This window comes from Halobacillus sp. Marseille-Q1614, from assembly GCF_902809865.1.
Classification (GTDB): domain Bacteria; phylum Bacillota; class Bacilli; order Bacillales; family Halobacillaceae; genus Halobacillus_A.
In genome coordinates, this window is sequence record NZ_CADDWH010000001.1 from 3,122,795 (window position 1) to 3,141,515 (window position 18,721).

General features: G+C 43.6%; 19 protein-coding genes and 2 tRNA genes. 2 read left to right on the forward strand and 19 right to left on the reverse strand.

The features are described from left to right. Nucleotides 1–112: 112 nt before the first annotated feature. The 14 genes from lysS to spoIIE form a co-directional block, all read right to left on the reverse strand. Entirely contained in the window at nt 113–1,603 is a 1,491-nt protein-coding gene (gene lysS, locus HUS26_RS15690; protein WP_173917988.1) for a lysine--tRNA ligase, read from the reverse strand. Nucleotides 1,604–1,741: 138 nt separating this feature from the next. Then, nucleotides 1,742–1,897: a hypothetical protein gene (locus tag HUS26_RS15695; protein WP_173917989.1), complete on the reverse strand. Its 156-nt coding sequence runs from the start codon at nt 1,895–1,897 to the stop codon at nt 1,742–1,744. Between the two features lie 42 nt (nt 1,898–1,939). Further along, a complete protein-coding gene (folK, locus tag HUS26_RS15700) occupies nt 1,940–2,437 on the reverse strand; it encodes a 2-amino-4-hydroxy-6-hydroxymethyldihydropteridine diphosphokinase (protein WP_173917990.1) in 498 nt (165 codons plus the stop codon). Then, nucleotides 2,434–2,799, reverse strand: a complete 366-nt coding sequence (gene folB / locus HUS26_RS15705; RefSeq protein WP_173917991.1) for a dihydroneopterin aldolase — start codon at nt 2,797–2,799, stop codon at nt 2,434–2,436. The genes folK and folB overlap by 4 nt, the downstream gene beginning before the upstream one ends. A gap of 2 nt (nt 2,800–2,801) precedes the next feature. Continuing rightward, nucleotides 2,802–3,623 carry a dihydropteroate synthase gene (gene folP, locus HUS26_RS15710; protein WP_173917992.1) on the reverse strand — a complete coding sequence of 274 codons (822 nt, stop codon included), beginning with the start codon at nt 3,621–3,623 and terminating at the stop codon, nt 2,802–2,804. Between the two features lie 429 nt (nt 3,624–4,052). Beyond that, complete coding sequence (gene cysK / locus HUS26_RS15715) at nt 4,053–4,979, reverse strand: cysteine synthase A (RefSeq protein ID WP_217424735.1); 927 nt, start codon at nt 4,977–4,979, stop codon at nt 4,053–4,055. A gap of 259 nt (nt 4,980–5,238) precedes the next feature. Further along, the gene (hslO, locus tag HUS26_RS15720; RefSeq protein WP_173917994.1) at nt 5,239–6,117 is read right to left on the reverse strand and encodes an Hsp33 family molecular chaperone HslO; all 879 of its coding nucleotides are present in this window, start codon (nt 6,115–6,117) and stop codon (nt 5,239–5,241) included. 3 nt (nt 6,118–6,120) lie between these two features. Further along, nucleotides 6,121–6,915, reverse strand: a complete 795-nt coding sequence (locus HUS26_RS15725; protein WP_173917995.1) for a type III pantothenate kinase — start codon at nt 6,913–6,915, stop codon at nt 6,121–6,123. Between the two features lie 126 nt (nt 6,916–7,041). Further along, the gene (gene ftsH / locus HUS26_RS15730; protein ID WP_173917996.1) at nt 7,042–9,114 is read right to left on the reverse strand and encodes an ATP-dependent zinc metalloprotease FtsH; all 2,073 of its coding nucleotides are present in this window, start codon (nt 9,112–9,114) and stop codon (nt 7,042–7,044) included. A gap of 118 nt (nt 9,115–9,232) precedes the next feature. Next, nucleotides 9,233–9,769, reverse strand: coding sequence for a hypoxanthine phosphoribosyltransferase (gene hpt, locus HUS26_RS15735; RefSeq protein ID WP_173917997.1), 537 nt, complete (start codon nt 9,767–9,769; stop codon nt 9,233–9,235). Between the two features lie 20 nt (nt 9,770–9,789). After that, nucleotides 9,790–11,175 carry a tRNA lysidine(34) synthetase TilS gene (tilS, locus tag HUS26_RS15740; protein WP_173917998.1) on the reverse strand — a complete coding sequence of 462 codons (1,386 nt, stop codon included), beginning with the start codon at nt 11,173–11,175 and terminating at the stop codon, nt 9,790–9,792. Between the two features lie 64 nt (nt 11,176–11,239). Further along, entirely contained in the window at nt 11,240–12,157 is a 918-nt protein-coding gene (locus HUS26_RS15745; RefSeq protein ID WP_173917999.1) for a protein kinase, read from the reverse strand. Next, a complete protein-coding gene (locus HUS26_RS15750) occupies nt 12,138–12,899 on the reverse strand; it encodes a VWA domain-containing protein (protein ID WP_305792010.1) in 762 nt (253 codons plus the stop codon). Before HUS26_RS15750 ends, HUS26_RS15745 begins: the two co-directional genes overlap by 20 nt. A gap of 33 nt (nt 12,900–12,932) precedes the next feature. Then, nucleotides 12,933–15,374 (reverse strand): stage II sporulation protein E, encoded by a 2,442-nt coding sequence (spoIIE, locus tag HUS26_RS15755; protein WP_173918001.1) that lies wholly within the window; start codon nt 15,372–15,374, stop codon nt 12,933–12,935. 264 nt (nt 15,375–15,638) lie between these two features. On the opposite strand from spoIIE, the gene HUS26_RS15760 reads away from it, so the two are divergent. Beyond that, a tRNA-Met gene (locus HUS26_RS15760) sits at nt 15,639–15,712 on the forward strand. A 215-nt stretch (nt 15,713–15,927) separates the two neighbouring features. After that, nucleotides 15,928–15,999, forward strand: a tRNA-Glu gene (locus HUS26_RS15765). A gap of 437 nt (nt 16,000–16,436) precedes the next feature. Here HUS26_RS15765 and HUS26_RS15770 read toward each other — a convergent pair. From HUS26_RS15770 to HUS26_RS15790, 5 genes are all read right to left on the reverse strand, one after another. Next, nucleotides 16,437–16,826, reverse strand: a complete 390-nt coding sequence (locus HUS26_RS15770; RefSeq protein ID WP_173918002.1) for a S1 domain-containing RNA-binding protein — start codon at nt 16,824–16,826, stop codon at nt 16,437–16,439. Between the two features lie 74 nt (nt 16,827–16,900). Then, nucleotides 16,901–17,278, reverse strand: a complete 378-nt coding sequence (locus HUS26_RS15775) for a septum formation initiator family protein (RefSeq protein WP_173918003.1) — start codon at nt 17,276–17,278, stop codon at nt 16,901–16,903. Nucleotides 17,279–17,332: 54 nt separating this feature from the next. Further along, nucleotides 17,333–17,923 (reverse strand): spore cortex biosynthesis protein YabQ, encoded by a 591-nt coding sequence (gene yabQ, locus HUS26_RS15780; protein WP_173918004.1) that lies wholly within the window; start codon nt 17,921–17,923, stop codon nt 17,333–17,335. Further along, a complete protein-coding gene (gene yabP / locus HUS26_RS15785; protein ID WP_173918005.1) occupies nt 17,920–18,225 on the reverse strand; it encodes a sporulation protein YabP in 306 nt (101 codons plus the stop codon). The genes yabQ and yabP overlap by 4 nt, the downstream gene beginning before the upstream one ends. Before the next feature lie 234 nt (nt 18,226–18,459). Further along, nucleotides 18,460–18,720, reverse strand: coding sequence for an RNA-binding S4 domain-containing protein (locus tag HUS26_RS15790; protein WP_173918006.1), 261 nt, complete (start codon nt 18,718–18,720; stop codon nt 18,460–18,462). Between the last annotated feature and the right edge of the window lies 1 nt (nt 18,721).

Genomic DNA, 18,721 nt, shown 5'->3' on the forward strand with positions numbered 1-18,721 from the left:
CGGTTATAAGACTACATCAAGCCTTATTTTAAATAAAAGTATTTTCTGACGATTCATCGTTTTTTTGTATAAAAAAAGCCCCTAATCTCAAAATTAGAGGCATTGCATATCTTTAGGATTCGCCGCGCTTTCTCATCTGCGGGAATAGTAATACATCTCGAATAGAAGCGGAATTCGTCAGAAGCATAACTAAACGGTCCACGCCAATACCTAATCCTCCGGTTGGCGGCATTCCGTATTCTAATGATTCTAAGAAATCTTCATCCATTAAGTGTGCTTCATCGTTTCCTTCTTCACGCTCTTTTAACTGACCTTCAAAACGCTCCCGCTGATCAATTGGATCGTTTAACTCAGAAAATGCATTCGCATGCTCGCGGCCTACGATAAATAACTCGAATCGATCCGTAAAGCGCGGATCTTCCGGGTTCTTTTTCGCTAATGGAGAGATTTCAATTGGGTGTCCGTAAACAAAAGTAGGCTGGATCAGTTTTTCTTCCACTTTTTGTTCAAAGAATTCATTAACAATATGACCAAAGGACATCGTATCCTGAATCTCGATGTCGTGCTCTTTTGCTAAGGCTTTTGCTTCGTCATCTGACATTTCCCGCCAGAAGTCGACTCCTGTATATTCTTTAACAGCGTCTACCATATGAAGACGAGTCCATTCAGGCTCGAGATCAATTTCTTCTCCATTGTAGTCAACTTTGGAAGTGCCAAGTACATCTTTAGCAATATGAGCAATCAGTTCTTCAGTTAAGCTCATGATGTCGTGGTAGTCAGCGTAGGCTTCATATAACTCAATCATAGTAAATTCCGGATTGTGACGGGTGGATATCCCTTCATTACGGAAGACACGGCCGATTTCATATACTTTTTCCATGCCGCCGACGATTAGTCTCTTCAAGTGAAGCTCAATCGCAATACGCATATAAAGCTCCATATCCAGGGCGTTATGATGCGTAACAAACGGACGGGCAGAAGCTCCGCCAGGGATGCTGTGCATCATTGGAGTTTCCACTTCAAGGAAGCCAAGGTTGTCCAAATAACGGCGCATTGATTGAATGATTTTACTTCGCAGCACAAAGGTATCCCTGCTTTCAGGGTTTGTAATTAAATCTAAGTAACGCTGACGGTAGCGCTGTTCTACATCTTTTAGGCCGTGGAATTTCTCTGGAAGAGGTCGAAGAGATTTTGTTAAAATTTCAAACTGGCTGGCTTTAACGGAAAGCTCTCCTACGTTTGTTTTAAACATCTCCCCTGACACACCAACGATGTCTCCGATGTCCGCTGATTTAAAGATTTCATAGGCTTCTTCACCGATAGCATCTTTACGTACATATAACTGAATTTGACCGCTTAAGTCCTGAATATGAGCAAAACCGGCTTTTCCTTTTCCACGCTTTGTCATGATACGGCCGGCTACCGTTACTTGTGCCAGCTTCTCTTCAAGCTCTTCTTTGGAAAACTCATCGTATTGAGACCTTAACTCTTCGGCAAGTGCTGTACGCTCAAATTTGCTGCCGAAAGGATCGAGACCTCTCTCTTTATAGGAGTTTAACTTCTCCCGTCTCACCTGCATCTGGTCATTGAGTTCTTCGGACATGATCATCACTCCATTCATTTAAAATATTTATCGATTTAAAATAACGCTCGAATAATAAAAACTGCCAGCAGGCACTGGCAGTATGCTAACTATCGTTTAGTATAGAAAAGTCCTATCTCGGTGTCAACGCTTCTATACTTAGGAAACCTTCATCTTTTCTTCGATGTCTGCTGCAAACTCATAAAGGATGCCCAGCATCTCTTCTCTTGTCTCAGCAGCATTGATACGGTTACGTACGCGGCCGTTTCCTTTCAATCCTTTGAAATACCATGAAGCGTGCTTACGCATTTCCATAATACATACTATTTATATATAAAAGCTTAACCGACAGTCCAACTACTTCTCTATCCACACTTGAATACTTTCGACTTCCTCTTTGGGAAGCTTGTTTAAAAGAACTCCGGCTTCCTGTTTTACGGATGGGATATATAAATTCGGATCCAGCTCCGCAAGAGGAACAAGTACAAACGCTCTTTCCTGCAAATGTGGGTGTGGTATTGTTAAACGCTCATCTTTCATATTTTCTTGATTATAGGCCAAAATGTCAAGGTCTATTGTGCGCGGCCCCCATTTAATAACCCTTTTGCGCCCTAGCTCCTTTTCAATAAACTGACAGTAATCAAGCAGTTCAAGCGGCTGCAAGGTGGTACGCGCTTCAAGAACCATGTTTAAAAAGTCGTTTTGTTCAATATAACCTACAGGTGCCGTTTCATAAATCGATGACTGCCTGACTACGTTAATTCCATCATGGTGATCAAGCAGGGTGACCGCTTCGGTTAAATACTCGATTCGGTTATCAAGATTTGAGCCGAGTGCAATATATACGCTGTTCATCCTTTACGGCTCCGGTAAATATCAATAGCTACTGACTGATAGTGACCTGGGATTGGAGGGTCCGGCTTCGTGACTTTTACATGGCACGCATCAAGAAGCGTGAATTGCTCTAATAGGACATCAGCAATCTCTTCAGCTACCGTTTCAACTAAATTTTTCGCTTCCCCTTCAACGATTTTTTTCGTTTCTTCATAAATGGCTCCGTAATCAATCGACTGGTTCATATCGTCTGAATTTGAAGCAGGCTTGAGGTCGAGCTCCAGTTTTAAATCGACATAAAACCTTTGGCCAAGCTTGTTTTCTTCAGGAAAAAGTCCGTGATATCCCCAAAACTCCATTCCATTCAAGTGAATCTGATCCATTATTATCCCCTTCCCATCATAGCGTCCATCATTTTAGTCATCCTGGCGATTGGTTTTACATCATGAACCCGCACGATATGAGCCCCTTTTGAGATTCCATAGCAAACAGTTGCTCCTGTACCTTCCATTCGTTCATCTTCAGGAAGGTCAAGCGTTAAACCGATAAAAGATTTCCGTGATGTTCCTAGAAGCAGCGGATAGCCAAGCTGCTGAAACTTCTCCAGCTCCCGCATGACCTGCAGGTTATGTTCTGGAGTTTTTGCAAAACCAACTCCTGGATCAAGGATGATATTTTCAACAGGAACACCTGCAGACTTGGCGATGTTAATGCTTTCCCGAAGGTCATCCTTCATATCCGAAATTAAAGAAGTGTAATCCTTATTGTCTCTGTTGTGCATCAATATAATCGGAACCTGATGTTCAGCAGCCACATTCGCGATTTCAGGCTCTCTTTTCGCGCCCCATACATCATTAATGATGTCCGCACCTGCCTCTACAGCCTGCCTGGCTACTTCAGCTTTATACGTATCAATGGAAACAGGAAGATCTGTTTCTTTTTTAACCGCCTCTATCACTGGTAGAACCCGGTCCAATTCTTCTTGTTCTGAAACTGGCTTATGTCCCGGCCGTGTCGATTCACCGCCAACGTCAATAATATGAGCACCGTCTTCCTTCATTTGTCTCGTATGTCGGACAGCTTTCTTTACGCTGTCGTATTTTCCTCCATCGGAAAAAGAATCAGGTGTAATATTTAAAATTCCCATCACGAGCGTCTGCTCTGTGAGGTTATAAGTATGAGAAGATGTCTTAAGTATACCGTTCATTTTGTAACCCTCTTTTCGTCATCGTTCGCCTTCCATTTTACAACATATTGCAGATTCTTTCATCAAGGTAGAATTTCCCCATAAAAAAACTGTGCTCCCATTACAGAACACAGGTTTACAGGCTTTTGAAAAAGTCTTACATATTTTTTCTTGCTAAGTTTCCAGTTACATGCAGCAGCTGTGGGTTCCATTGGCCGTAAAAGGTGTATGGGATTGGGGAAGGAAAAGCTGAGGGAAATGGGGAGACTCCGATGGGAGGAAGTACAGGGGGAGATCCCGGAGGGCAAAGCCCGAGGAAGCTCACCGTACTCCCATGGAAAGCGAGCCATTTCCCGTAGCCCTTGGCTGTATTTTTTAAAAAGTTCAACCCCCGCATCTTTCTCTTCAAACGCAAAAACTGTGCTCCTATGACAGAGCACAGTTTATATTTTACTCTTCTTCAAATTGGTATAAAGGAGTAGAGAGGTAACGCTCACCATTACTCGGAATCACAGCGACTACTTTCTTACCTTTTCCTAATTCTTTAGCTACCTGCTTCGCAACATGAATGGCAGCTCCAGATGAAACTCCACCTAAAATCCCGTCTTTTCTCGCTGCTTCACGAGCGGCCGCATAAGCTTCTTCTGTAGATACTTGGCGGACTTCATCGTAAATTTCAGTGTCCAGAATCCCTGGTACAAATCCAGCACCGATTCCCTGAATTTTGTGCGGGCCAGGATTTCCTCCGGACAATACCGGAGAAGCATCCGGCTCGATAGCATAAATCTTAAGATCCGGATATTTTTCTTTTAAAACTTTACCTGCACCTGTAATCGTTCCACCTGTTCCGATCCCGGATACAAAGGCATCCAGCTGACCGCCCGTTTGCTCAACGATTTCAGGTCCTGTTGTTTCTGCGTGAACTTTTACGTTTGCTTCGTTATTAAACTGCTGCGGCATAAAATATCCATGCTGTTCCTTAAGTTCAGTGGCTTTCTTAATTGCACCTTTCATACCTTCCGCTCCTGGAGTTAAAACGAGCTCAGCTCCATAAGCACGCAGCAGATTACGGCGCTCCTGACTCATTGTATCAGGCATAACAAGGACGGTTTTATACCCTTTCGCCGCAGCGATCATCGCAAGTCCGATCCCCGTATTTCCGCTTGTCGGCTCTACAATTGTATCTCCATCTTTAAGGTCGCCTGATTCCTCGGCTGCCTCAATCATAGATAAGGCGATACGATCTTTAACAGAGCTGCCCGGGTTCATATACTCCAGCTTTAAGTAGATGTCAGCTGAGTCCTGATCAGCACTGCCGTTCAATTTCACCATTGGGGTTTGTCCCACTAATTCACTTACATTGTTAGCTATTCTCATCATTTCACTCCTAATACCAAGGATTTTAATAGGATTTAATACAAGAGTACGCAATCACTATCTCATTGTCAAACATTTCAATCATTTTATTATAAAATTGGTGAGGATGATGTAAAGGAAATTAGCGGGACTTAACGGGCGGTCGAGTTTTTAAGCAGGGGGTTTGTCCGTTTGCCCGCTTAAAAGCGAGCAAGTTCCCTCTTTTCCTTAAAAAACCAAAAGTTAAAAAAAGAACAAAGCAGGAAATCCCGCTTTGTTCTTATGATGGACTTGATTGCAGCTGCTTTAAGGCCTTAATGTCAAAATGATAATCCTCATTACAGAAATGACACTTGGCTTCTGCGCCATGGTCTTCTTCAATCATCCGCTGAATTTCATCGTCCCCAAGGCTTGAGATTGCCATTTCCACACGTTCTCTTGAGCAGTGGCACTTAAATTCTACGGGCATCGTGTCAAGGAACTGAACATTTCCTTCACCAAGCACCGCTTCTAAAATCTGCTCTGGTGTCTTGCCATCCTGCACCATTTTCGAGATAGGTTCTATTTCACTCAGGCGCTTCTCAATTTCCGCAGTTGTATCTTCATCGGCTCCCGGCATCATTTGCACGATAAATCCGCCGGCCGCAAGAATGGTGTGGTCGGTATTCACAAGGACTCCTGCTCCTACAGCAGAAGGCACCTGTTCAGAATTAGCAAAGTAATACGTAAAGTCTTCACTTACTTCACCGGATACAATCGGCACCTGTCCTGTAAAATGATCTCTCATTCCTAAATCTTTTACTATGCTTAACGTTCCGCTCGTTCCGACAGCTTTAGCCACATCCAGTTTGCCTTTTTTATTTAAATCGAAATCGACATGAGGATTTTTCAAATAGCCGCGGACCTGTCCTTTTGAATTGGCATCAGCAATAATTGCACCAATTGGGCCGTCTCCTTCGATTTTTACGGTAAGCTTATCTTCCCCTTTTAACATAGCCCCCATCATTACACTGATAGTAAGTGTCCGTCCGAGCGCAGCAGAAGCAGTGGCCCACGTATCCTGTCTGCGGCGCGCTTCTTCGACAGTTTCTGTAGAAGAAATTGCGTAAGCACGAACCTGTCCGTTAAAACCCATAGCACGCACTAAATAATCTGCCATATATTATCCTTCTCCTTTAAATACTTTATTATCTTTATTCTTTTGATAAATTTTATTCAAGCCTTTAAGCGTTAAATAAGGGTCGACTACATCAATCGTACTTGACTGATCCGCTATCAGCGACGCCAATCCCCCTGTAGCAATGACCGTTGGTTCGACAGCCGCATTCTCTTTCATTCTTCTTACCAGCTCATCGACCTGGCCAATATATCCATAAAACACTCCGGACTGCATCGCTTCTACCGTAGAAGACCCGACCACGCTGTCCGGATTTTTTATTTCAATTTTAGGCAGCTTGGCTGCTTTTGCATACAAAGCTTCCATAGAGATGTTAATACCCGGGGCGATGGCTCCTCCCATATATTCTGCATTTTCATTAATATAACAATAAGTGGTCGCTGTCCCGAAGTCGATAATGATCAAAGAGGAATCAAAATCTTCAAGAGCCCCTACTGCATTAACGATACGGTCTGCTCCAATTTCACCCGGGTTTGGATACTTCATCTTCAATCCATGATTGACATTATCACCCCCGATCACCATAGGTTCTTTATTAAAATAGTAACGGGACATGCCCTCCAGCGCAAACATGATGGGAGGTACAACGGATGAGATAATTACACCACTAATATCCCGGAACGTTAACCCTTCATGCTCGAAAAGCGACTTTATTAACATACCATATTCATCTTCGGTTTTATGGCGATCTGTTTTAACACGCCATTGATATTTTAACTGATTATCATCAAATACGCCTAATACTGTGTTTGTATTTCCGACATCAAGCACGAAGTTCATACAAAAAGCCTCCTGTTTCGTTTCCTTCGGCTTCCATCATATCACAATTACATGGGGGATTTCGCTCTCGAATCTTCAATTTTCCAAAGGAAAAGCCACATTTCCCGGGAAATGTGGCTTCATTAATTATTGACGATCTTCCGGTTTGCGATTCGTATTATCTTCCTTTGAATCAGCTTCAGTAGAAGTGTCTTTCTGCTTGTCATCCGGAGTAGAAGGTGTCTGGCGCTTCTCTTCCTCTTCCTTGGATTTCAAGTTCACACGAACGTTCTCGTTGTTTGCTTGAAGCTCATCGATTTGTTTCTGCTCTTCTCGATTCGCCTTAAGCTGTTTATTGTTTTTAATCGCAATTTCCTCAAGTTCTTCATCTGTCGGAAGCCGCCCTTTCTTAAACAGGGACTCGATTTGGGTTGCATCGAGTGTTTCGATTTCCAACAACGTTTGAGCGATTAACTCAAGCTTGTCTTTGTTTTCAGTTAAAATCTGTTTCGCTCTTGCGTAAGAGTCGTTAATGAACTTCTGAACTTCTGTATCAATATCATAAGCGATTTGATCACTATAGTTTTGTTCATTTTGAATGTCACGGCCAAGGAACACTTGTCCGCCACTATTCTGTCCGAACTGAAGCGGTCCAAGCTTTTCACTCATGCCGTATTCAGTAACCATCTTACGGGCAATCGAAGTCGCACGCTGGAAGTCGTTGTGAGCACCTGTAGATACTTCCCCAAACATAATCTCCTCAGCTACTCGCCCGCCTAACAGTCCCGTAATCTTATCAAGCAGCTCCGGTTTCGTCATAAAGTACCGGTCTTCACGCGGAAGCATGACCGCATAACCTCCGGCCTGGCCGCGAGGTACAATCGTAACCTTATGAACCATGTCTGCATCATCAAGGACCATACCGATAACCGTATGTCCACTTTCGTGGTGGGCCACAATGTCGCGCTCTTTCTTAGAAATTACGCGGCTCTTCTTAGCCGGGCCAGCGATAACACGGTCAATCGCTTCATCGACGTGAACCATTTCAATGCTCTTACTGTCTGAACGAGCAGCTACAAGCGCTGCTTCGTTTAGCAAGTTCTCAAGATCGGCCCCTGAGAACCCTGGAGTTCTTAGAGCAATCGTCTTCAAGTCAACATTTTCCGCTAACGGCTTATCTTTAGCATGAACGCCAAGTACCGCTTGACGGCCTTTTACGTCTGGGCGGTCAACCGTAATTTGACGGTCAAAACGTCCTGGACGAAGCAATGCCGGGTCAAGAATATCCGGACGGTTCGTTGCAGCGATCATAATGATTCCCTCATTAGCGCCGAAACCATCCATCTCAACCAGCAATTGGTTAAGCGTCTGCTCACGTTCATCATGTCCACCGCCAAGACCGGCGCCACGCTGACGACCAACGGCATCGATCTCATCGATGAAGATGATACACGGAGAATTTTTCTTCGCATTTTCAAATAAGTCACGAACACGGGAAGCACCGACCCCTACGAACATCTCAACGAAGTCTGAACCACTGATTGAGAAGAACGGAACTCCCGCCTCACCGGCAACCGCTCTTGCCAGCAAAGTTTTACCAGTACCCGGAGGGCCTACCAGCAGCACCCCTTTAGGAATGCGGGCACCGACAGCTGAGAATTTACGAGGGTCTTTTAAGAAGTCAACAACTTCCACAAGCTCCTGTTTCTCCTCATCCGCTCCGGCAACGTCTTTAAAGCGTACTTTTTTCTTCTCTTCACTGTACATCTTTGCCTTACTCTTACCAAAGTTCATCACACGACTTCCGCCGCCCTGTGCCTGGTTAAGTAAGAAGATAAACAAGATAAAGATAATCACAAACGGAATGATGGAAGTAAGTACGGTCACCCATACACTCGGCTGTTCTTCTTCTTCCACTGTTAAAATACTCTGATCCTGTGCCTGCTGGGTTACATCAGAAATCACCTGTTCGTTGGCAGGCAGCTTCGCGGTGAATGTTTCACCCTCTTCTGCGCCAACAAGAGAACCTGTGATCTGCATAACACCGTTGACAGGCTGAAGCGTCATTTCTTCAATTTCACCACTGTTTAATCTATCATAGAATTCATTTACATTTAACGTTTGTTCTGGCTCACCTTGACCTCTAAATAGACCGACTACGCCGATTACTACGAGGAAGATAAGTAAGTAAAATATTGTATTCCGAAAAATCCGATTCATTGCCTACCTCCTCCCAAACGAGAAAAACTATAGTAAATACTATCATATGAAAAACTTAATACACAACTAATACCCCTTGACTTAAGTACGTTGGAATTATATATAGTAGAAATGCTCATTACCCACCATACACTTCCGGTTTTAAGATACCGATATAAGGAAGATTGCGGTACTTCTCGTTATAATCCAGTCCATAACCGACTACGAACTCATCCGGCACTTCAAAGCCCACCGTATCTGCCTTGATGTGTGACGTTCTTCCATCAGGCTTATCAAGCAGTGTCACAATCTTGATTGACTTGGCTTTACGATACTTAAAAAGGTCAACTAAATAACTAAGCGTTAAGCCGCTGTCGATAATATCTTCGATGATTAAAAGATCTCTTCCCTCTACTTGGGTATCCAGGTCTTTAACAATCTTTACTTCTCCGCTTGATCTCATGCCGCTGTAGCTGGATACGTCCATGAAATCCATTTCCAGATGTGTATCGATTCTCTTTAAAAGATCGCCCATAAACGGCATAGCCCCTTTTAAAACACCGATAGCTAATGGGAAGCGGCCGTCATATTCTTTTGACAGCTGTTCTCCAAGTTCTTTACATTTCGCCTGAATCTCTTCTTCAGAAATTAAGATCTTCTCAATTTCGTTGTGCATGAAAGCTCCTCCTACGTTTCTCAGTTATTTTTATATTGTAATCGAAGCCATGTACCGGAAGGGTTCCTAGTACACCCTTCACCTTTTCTCAACCCAACAAGCCATAGGACCTGACCATCAAGATCAGTAACAAGCGGCCAAGTATCCCGTTCCTGAGCGGGGATCTTTTGATCGATAAAAATATCTTTTACCTTCTTTGAGCCATTCATTCCTCTAAGCTTTATCCGATCCCCTGGCCGGCGCGTCCTCACAATAAGAGGAAGGGTTACGTGATTTGAATCACAAGTATAGACATACTTACCACTTTCCTCACTGCTGTCAGCAGCCTCCAGGGAAATCATTGAACCATCCGGAAGTGTCACTTGCTTCCCTATGTAAAGTGATGCATGAAACGCCGTTTCTTCCTTAGATTGGCTAAACGTAAAAGTAATGGCGTCATACGCGCGGATTACCCTGAGTTCTCTCGGGAAATCTAATGATGCATTAGGTTTTTGTTCTTGTAAAAGGTGAAAAAACATCTCCTCATGGATAAAGGAGATTTCTTCAATTTGATTACCATACAGATAGTTTAATATTAGATGAAAGGCAGTCCTTTGTAAAGCAAGGGGAAACTTTTGAAACGTCGTTTTTGAAAAATGGACATGCCCGCCTTTACCGCCTGTCATATCAACGTTTTTAAGCACCTTCTCTGCTTCACTTTTCATAAAAGTTCGATCTTCTGTCACACGTTCACTCATATGCTGCATATGTTCATGGAGTTTCGGATTTATCTCCTTTAAAAAAGGCAGCACATGTTTTCGAAAAGCGTTCCGCGTATACTCTGTATCTTCATTGGAAGCATCTATCCGCGGCTTTAAACCGTTTTGCTCACAATATTGCTGAATCTCCGCTTTTGAAAGACAAAGAAAAGGCCGAATAATCCAGCCATTAGCAAACGGACGTTTAACAGGCATGCCGTGAACGGCTTCTGGCAGCGCACTGCGGGTAAGCTGCATAAGCATCGTCTCTGCCTGATCATCGCCGTGATGGCCTAACGCCAGCTGATCTGCACCGGTCTCGTCCATAACTTTAGCAAGGAATTGGTAACGCAGATCTCTGGCCGCTTCCTGTGTCCCTATTCCTGCTTCTTTCTTATACGCAGGAACATCGACGGAAGTTCCATAAAATTCAGCGCCCCACTTATGAGCAGCTTCCTTAACATAGCGCACGTCTTCTAAAGAATCTTCTCCCCGCAGTCCATGATCCACGGATGCAGCAATAATGCGCAGCTGATAGTCTTCTTTTAATCGAATAAAAAAATGTAATAGTGCGAGCGAATCAGGACCGCCGGAAACCGCAACAACGATCGTTTGATTCCGTTTCACCAAATTGTGCTTTTTTATAAAGGAATGGACGGTTCCACGCATAGTCCTCACCCACCTATCTTCCCCTATCCTACCACTCTCAACCCTCCCCCTGCAAAGCATTCACTTAAAACCAGAAGTTCCACATGGAAATACCATAACAGGCCACAGCAATAAAGCCGACGCCAAGCATTTCTCCCCATTCGGAAGCATCATTTTGAACCCTTTTTCTCGTCGTCCGCTTGGGAGTCTGCACGCGTTTCATTAAAATTTGTCCGAGGGCCTCTTTCATCTCGACAGCTGAATGATACTTACCTTTCCAGCAGTCAAGTATCAGCTGCTTATAGGCTGAAGGCAGAGGTGCCTGCTTTAAACGGTCGTTCAATGTTTTTTGCGGATCCTTCTGAGATTCAAACCTTTTTGGATATACGGTTTCGAGCATAATCATCGTAGTGGCAAACAAATCATAAGAAGGCTCTGCCCTTCTTGACCCGTAACCCCAGTACCCGCGGTCATAAAACTCGGTATACTCTTTAATCGCCCGTCCGGCCGCTGTTACGCCGCCTACGTCAATCCACTGCACCCGGGAAGAGGAAACAAGCAGGTTATCTGTTTTTAAATCCCCAAATACATACCCGGCGCTATGCAGATGCTCTAGATCACTGAGCAGCTGCATAGCTATTAATCCGACCCATTCTTTTTTCTTACCGGTTAGAAAATCATTTAATGGAACGCCGTCGATATATTCCATCACATAAAAGGGATATGTCTGCTGCGTGGGATCCACCCAGTCATCGACGTCAACAAAAGAAGGCCCAAGCTTCACCCCTTGGACCTTACTGAATTTCTTTAACATATTTACTTCAAGCATTAATCGTGAGCTGTCCGTGCCTACTTTAAGGGCATACTTGACCCCATTTTTTTGACAAAGATAAACAACCCCGCATGCTCCGTCGCCAAGTGGTTTTATAATTTGATAAACATGGTGATTCCATTTGCCTCGTATCGCTGTTCCAGCACGTAAATTAAAAGCCTGTTTCTTCATAAGGATCTTCCTTGTCTAGGCCGTTTCTCTTCAACGACTTATTTGTAAACGCGTAAAGGGCTTCTTTTATGGCAGGACCTGTCGGCGTGTATCCACCGCTGTCAAGCTTTGAAAATAACCCATGTATCGCGTTGAGCTCTGTCGTCCAATCTATCCTCTGCTTGATCGTATGTTTTGGATCAGGGAAAGAATAGACGCTGAATTGATTCGATCCTGTTCTCGCATTCAAGCTTAATGATAAATCCGCTAAAGCTTCTTTTACCGTCGGAAGCTTATGGTGCATGCTGGCACTGGAATCTACTAAAACAAGGACTTCTAAATCACATGTTTCTCCGAGGTCGTCTACAATTTCCACGACTTCTCCCCGCTGATCAGGAGGAAGTTCTTCAATCGTTTTCCTTTCTCCCAGAATTTGTTCGAGCTCTTTATTTACAACCCCCTGGATCGTCTGCGTCATGGCCTGTTTAGTGACCATCTGCACAGTTTCTGAAAGGCTTTTTTGATAAACAATCTGGCTGACGCCGCCGCCCGCTTCTGCAATCGACTCTACTTCCTGCAGCCCCTGCGGCTCCTGGCGGTCATCAAGCACTCCGATGACGTTAACCGTTACCCCCTGGTTTCTAGCTAATCCCGCTACCGCCACAGGGTCCTCCCCGTAATTTGAGCATCCGTCCGTTATTAATAAAATTTGTTTCAGTCGTCCTGCTTTCATAGATATTCCCTCCTTTTTCGTTATTCTCATTTTCGCCGAAAAAGAAAGGGAATATACCTAAATCTATGCCTGTTTTTTCTCAAAAGGAATGGCCGACCATTCCGGAATATAATGATCAAGACGCGCTACTAGAATCGTCATATCATCGTCAATATCTCCCGATTGAGTACGAATAACCTCCTCTAATAAAATATCCGCCACCTCCTGCGGATCGTCATGGTCAATTTCGCGAACCTTTCTCTTAAACCAGAACTCTACATTCTCTACATGTTTCTGACCTTCGAGTATTCCATCACTCACCATGATCAGAAGATCGCCCGCTTTCAGCTGCTCACTTGTCGTATCTACATCGACATCACGGATGATTCCCATCGGCAAGTTGCTCGATTCTATGGAAAAGACTTGTTCTCCCCTTTTAATAAAACTAGGAGTACTGCCTATTTTTATAAACTTGGAAGTGGCCTTATGAAGATCGACAATCGCCAAATCCAAGGTAGAAAATATTTCATCATTGCTGCGTAATGAGAGTACCGAATTGATGGACTGGATCGCTACGGATTCCTGAATGCCAGACTGCAAGATTTGTTTTAACAGCCGCAGCGTTTCCACACTCTCTTCATGAGCTCGTTCCCCATTCCCCATACCGTCACTGATCGCCAGTGCGTACTTCCCTCTTCCTAATTCCATCATTGTATAACTGTCTCCTGAAATAAATCCTCCCCCTTTCGCCGCATGAGCGACACCCGATTCGATCGTATAATGCTTCGCTGATCCAAAATTCATTAAACACCTTCCATTTGGATAAGGTGAGATATCTTCCATCGTCACAACGATCGTTTCTTTTAAAATATCCGACAGCAGCGGAGCAATGATCTTGGCTCCCTCTCCCCGGTACTGATCAATCTCGATGATAATTTCCAAGTCAATATTCCCTGAGTCCAACGTATAAATTTCAAGCTTAGCCACCTTAAGTCCCATTCTTTCTAAGGCCTGGTGAATCATCCGTTCTTTTTGTTCGTGGTGCTCCCTCTCCTTTACAATTTCCTTTGCAAAATTATTCATAACCTCCGAAACGCCGTGCAGCTGCTCTGCCACGAAACGCCGGCTTTCCCTGACCTGCTGTTTTAACTGCTTATTCGCATGGTAAAAAGATAGTTCATGTTTCATCGTATCTACCAGTTTTTGCGACTTCACACAATATTGGTCGACGCTTTTACGCATCATCCTCCCCACATCATCTTTTTCATCGATTTCCATCATTAGATCTGTCATGAGATTGTGAGTCTCATCGAACTGATTAATCCAACACTTCTCCTTTTTGAAGCACGCCTGGCACGTTTTCTCCGTTACATGGCTCAGGAAATAATCAATTTCCTGGGAATCGGTATCCTCCTCCTTTGATCGATCTGTAAGATGAAAGCTTTTAGACAGGGCTTCAAACACATCGGAAAACTTCCCCACACGAACAGCCGTTACATCTCTTACCTTTTGTAAGTACTTCTGTTGCTCCTGACTATGCTCATCTGTTCCCGGAACGTAGCGGGACAGCCGCTTCACCCACTTATCCGGCGTCAGTAAGAACAGAACAATCGCGAAAAACGATGCCCACATGGAAGCCGTTAAACTGCCACCTGTATAAAAACCCATTAAAATGGTACTTACAAAAAGCCCTGCACTTACCCCCAGTTTATTGCCCTCTTTTAATAACCCCCCCAGCAACCCAGAAAAGGCGAGCAGACTCATATGATATAAGTGATCAACTTGCGACAAACCGAGAACAAGACCGGTTACGACCCCCACCGTAGATCCGATCGCTGCCCCCGCTATATAGGCAATTAAAATAACGAGATACCTTGAAAAGATATCGACCATAGCGACATCTTGAACTTGAAAACCTATCATTCCCGTAAGTACAGATGCTAATAATATAATGAAACAAACAATCTCTTCATTCGTTAATGTCGGATGATAACGCTGTGGTGATAAAAGCGGCAGGCTCTGCATAAAGATGAGAACAAGAATAAATGTTAGAACCCCTTCCGCTAACACCAGGAAGATTTCGTATAACTGCCACCTATCAAGGAAGGCCAGGCTGGCGGTCCGCGGTATAAGACTGGCAAATGCGGCAATGAGCGGCAGCCACCTCTGGGGATGGTTTACCTGTTTTAACAAGACGCTTAGTAATAAGATAGATACAGACGCTCCTAAAATAAATCCAGCATGTCCATAGCTGTATGTAGAAGCCCCGATCGCCATCATCACAGTCGCGGGAACAATTAACGGACGTTTGAACCACCAGATCACCGCTAAGAATGCCACTCCAAACGGGGCCATAGAAGAAAGGATTACAGCACGTCCCAGTAATAAGCTCAGCGCCATATGGAACACGCCTTTGTTCGCTAAAAATGTTAAAGATGTTAAAGCAGCCCGCTCCATCCCCTTGTTTAGAGCCGACTCCTTCCATACCGCTTGTCTACTTTGCCTCTTCGTTAAAGTACCTAACATATCACCACTCCTTTATTGTTAGACCTATTAAACCACACGCAAAAAGATCATTTTGTCAAAAGAACAGAAGTGCCGTAACAAAACTTTCGATGGATTTCCTACATAATTAGGTTGATTCTACAAATTCACACCCTAAGGGTAGAGTACTCTTCCAAAATCCCCAATGATAACCTATCGAAATTGACAGAGTAATCTCACAATTTTATTTTCTGTTGACATGTTTTTTTTCATGGTGTACTATATTTCTTGTGCTCGAAACAACATGGCGGTGTAGCTCAGCTGGCTAGAGCGTACGGTTCATACCCGTGAGGTCGGGGGTTCGATCCCCTCCGCCGCTACTAACAAGTGCGTCAATGGCTTTGATCAGATGCGACTCGCATAAGACAAGCAGCTGTAATGTTCCTGCACTTGGAACATTCAGATGATTGACTTATGTCGCGAGCATCTAAGCCATGAAGCCGGATGACTAACAAGTGTCGAAGGGGCTTGCTCAGACACGAAACGGATAAGACAAGCAACTGGAATGGTCACGACATTAGAAACTACATAGCAAGGCCCGTTGGTCAAGCGGTTAAGACACCGCCCTTTCACGGCGGTAACACGGGTTCGAATCCCGTACGGGTCATCCTAAAAAAGCAGGAGGAAGTTAATTAACTTCCTCCTGCTTTTTTTGTTTAATTTGTACAATCTCCTACACTGCGGGGTTCCCAGGTGCTTTTGTATCACTGTATGACTATTATCTAAATGGCATTCAACTGTGAGATAACTGTTCGGCAGCCAGGGGTTACGGGGCATTGCAACTACAGCTATCTTTACTTTTATCGCTTGATTTAACAAAGAACTTACAGCAGCCGGAAGTTCTTTGTTTATTTATAGGCCCTGTTATACGACATTTTATACTAAGAGGAGAGGCAGCCGTTAGACGCTGGTTTAACATTATGTAAAAGCCCTTTATAAATGGTATGGCAGGATTTCATCTAAAATAGAAAAAGCAGATCAGGAAAGTTCCTGATCTGCTTTTATATAAACGTGCATCTTTTACTCATTGTCTTAGACAGCAAGCTATCCTCTTTTAGCACCTCGACCCCCACGTTTGGTCTCGGTTTGCTTCTTCAGTGATGCTAAGCGGTCTTCGCTATCCTTCAGAAAGTTATTCATTTTCTGTTCGAATGACTCTACTGGTTTACGAGGCTTCTTAGGTGCACGACGACCATAGTTCTCTTTTGCTTTTTTAATGGATAAGCCAATCTTACCATCGTCTCCGACATTAATTACCTTAACGTCAACTTGGTCACCTTGGCTAAGGTGTTCATTAATGTCTTTGACATAGTTGTCGGCAACTTCACTAATGTGAACAAGACCCGTCTTGCCGTCTGGAAGCTCCACGAACGCTCCAAAATTAGTGATACCAGTTACCTTACCTTGTAGCTTGCTGCCTACTTCAATTGACATAAAAAAAATGCTCCTCCTTAGATTTCGATAAAAATATCCTTCTTATCTATTATATATAGGTTTTCAAAAAGGTGTCAATACGAAGGATCATCATTTGGCATTTTAAAGATAATTTCGTTATCTTTGGAGAAGAAATAATTCGAACGAGCGATTTGCAGGACATATTCTTCATTGTTCAACAATTCAATCTCTTCCTTCAGGTTCTTCTCTTCCAGCTTCAGTTGATCCATCTCTGCCTGCAGCTTCTGGTACTCTTCTACTTTTTCAGCATGAAGCACCCGCTGCTGGAAATGGTAATAAGTCATAGAGCCAGCGAATATAACGACTAAAAGGCTAAATAACATGATGCGGCGAATCAAGCGTTTCTTTTTTCGATTGTGCCGTTCCATCTGCGCATCGTAGTGTTTCATGTATGTAGAATCTAAGCGGGCGACGGACTCTTTTTCTGCCATGTAATTAGACCTCCTCGGTCACGCGTAGCTCAAGCGCTTGTAAAGGCGCTTTGGCTAATCGTTTTTCTTTTTCCATTTATTACTTAATGTATTCTTTATCTTAACCCAAAATCCTGCTCCTTTGTGCAAGTAATTTTGAATTTTTTCCGGTAATAGCCTCCAAATCATCCGAAAAACCAGCATTAACGGAGTAAAAACGACAAGAAGCACTATATAAATACCCTTATATAATATACGATAAACCAAAAAACCGACATTTTTCAAGAGGATCAGCACACCCACGACAGGCAGGTAGATTAATATGCGTAAAATCCGCTTAATTAGTCTAAAAAGTGCGGTCACAAGCCTGATGCTCAACTCAAGCGTTTTCTGATACAAGTTTTGAAACAATGCCCTGTACGCTGAATAACCGCATAAAATCGCTACAAAAACATATACACGGATTTCTCCAAAATTGACGAGATACAGGATATAAAAAAGAAAGGCAGCCTGGGAGATCCAAAAGGCAGGCTGCCACAGAAATTCTAGCCAGCTTCTTTGATTTCTGTTACGAAAAAGACGGTTGAAGGTGTCTATTGCAGCCCCAATATACACCCCGCCGGCCAGCATAGAGATCATCGTCATAAACTGTGTCGTCAGCGTCATTTGAACAGCTTGCTAAATAACCCTTTAGCTTTCTCCCCGTGGTTCTCATCTAAATATGTCATCTCATAGACTCGTCCTTTAATAGCCACCTCTCCGTCATCTAAGTTCAGGTTTTTCATCTGCAGGTTCTCCCCGCGGATCACTAAGTACCCCATATTAGTCTGTAAAAGAAACTCTTCGCTGTCGAAGCTGTCCACTTCTTTAACCCCTGTAATCTCGACGTTTCGACGGCTCCATATTTTCACATTATGCTCTGGCTGCTGTCTGTTGCTGCCACTCATATTTTTATCGTAATATTCCATTTTCAAAAGCCTCCTTCTCTAGTACAAGCTATGAGAAAAAGGCTTGAAATAGAACGCGCCCAGTTACAAAAAGACGTTAATCGTTGAACTGAGATAGAAAAACAAGGAGTGCTGCGAGACTTCCGCTTAAAAAAAGGGCGATCCGAGACGCCACAGCGTGGTTTTCTCTAGCAGGCTCCCCTATATAGCCTATAAAAACACCGCCTCCCATTATGGCAAGACGGCTTCTTCGCTTTAACTGTTCACAGGCTCTTCTTTTTTAATTTCATAAAGCATCGCAGCTTCATCTTTTTTCACATTTTCTTTGAGCGATTTCACTTCAATCGTCAGGATTTTCTGCCCGAATTGAATGACCAGCTCATCACCGACAGCTACATTTGTTGCCGCTTTACTGGCATTTCCGTTTATTTTAATCCTGCCCTGGTCGGCTACTTCTTTGGCTAATGTACGACGCTTGATTAATCGTGAATTCTTCAAAAATTTATCTAACCGCATC

Excerpts from the sequence above, each read along its gene's own strand:
- lysS (WP_173917988.1), bottom strand. The coding sequence starts at position 1,603 with ATGTCCGAAGAACTCAATGACCAGATGCAGGTGAGACGGGAGAAGTTA.
- HUS26_RS15695 (WP_173917989.1), bottom strand. The coding sequence starts at position 1,897 with ATGGAAATGCGTAAGCACGCTTCATGGTATTTCAAAGGATTGAAAGGA.
- folK (WP_173917990.1), bottom strand. The coding sequence starts at position 2,437 with ATGAACAGCGTATATATTGCACTCGGCTCAAATCTTGATAACCGAATC.
- folB (WP_173917991.1), bottom strand. The coding sequence starts at position 2,799 with ATGGATCAGATTCACTTGAATGGAATGGAGTTTTGGGGATATCACGGA.
- folP (WP_173917992.1), bottom strand. The coding sequence starts at position 3,623 with ATGAACGGTATACTTAAGACATCTTCTCATACTTATAACCTCACAGAG.
- cysK (WP_217424735.1), bottom strand. The coding sequence starts at position 4,979 with ATGAGAATAGCTAACAATGTAAGTGAATTAGTGGGACAAACCCCAATG.
- hslO (WP_173917994.1), bottom strand. The coding sequence starts at position 6,117 with ATGGCAGATTATTTAGTGCGTGCTATGGGTTTTAACGGACAGGTTCGT.
- HUS26_RS15725 (WP_173917995.1), bottom strand. The coding sequence starts at position 6,915 with ATGAACTTCGTGCTTGATGTCGGAAATACAAACACAGTATTAGGCGTA.
- ftsH (WP_173917996.1), bottom strand. The coding sequence starts at position 9,114 with ATGAATCGGATTTTTCGGAATACAATATTTTACTTACTTATCTTCCTC.
- hpt (WP_173917997.1), bottom strand. The coding sequence starts at position 9,769 with ATGCACAACGAAATTGAGAAGATCTTAATTTCTGAAGAAGAGATTCAG.
- tilS (WP_173917998.1), bottom strand. The coding sequence starts at position 11,175 with ATGCGTGGAACCGTCCATTCCTTTATAAAAAAGCACAATTTGGTGAAA.
- HUS26_RS15745 (WP_173917999.1), bottom strand. The coding sequence starts at position 12,157 with ATGAAGAAACAGGCTTTTAATTTACGTGCTGGAACAGCGATACGAGGC.
- HUS26_RS15750 (WP_305792010.1), bottom strand. The coding sequence starts at position 12,899 with ATGAGAATAACGAAAAAGGAGGGAATATCTATGAAAGCAGGACGACTG.
- spoIIE (WP_173918001.1), bottom strand. The coding sequence starts at position 15,374 with ATGTTAGGTACTTTAACGAAGAGGCAAAGTAGACAAGCGGTATGGAAG.
- HUS26_RS15770 (WP_173918002.1), bottom strand. The coding sequence starts at position 16,826 with ATGTCAATTGAAGTAGGCAGCAAGCTACAAGGTAAGGTAACTGGTATC.
- HUS26_RS15775 (WP_173918003.1), bottom strand. The coding sequence starts at position 17,278 with ATGGCAGAAAAAGAGTCCGTCGCCCGCTTAGATTCTACATACATGAAA.
- yabQ (WP_173918004.1), bottom strand. The coding sequence starts at position 17,923 with ATGACGCTGACGACACAGTTTATGACGATGATCTCTATGCTGGCCGGC.
- yabP (WP_173918005.1), bottom strand. The coding sequence starts at position 18,225 with ATGGAATATTACGATAAAAATATGAGTGGCAGCAACAGACAGCAGCCA.
- HUS26_RS15790 (WP_173918006.1), bottom strand. The coding sequence starts at position 18,720 with ATGCGGTTAGATAAATTTTTGAAGAATTCACGATTAATCAAGCGTCGT.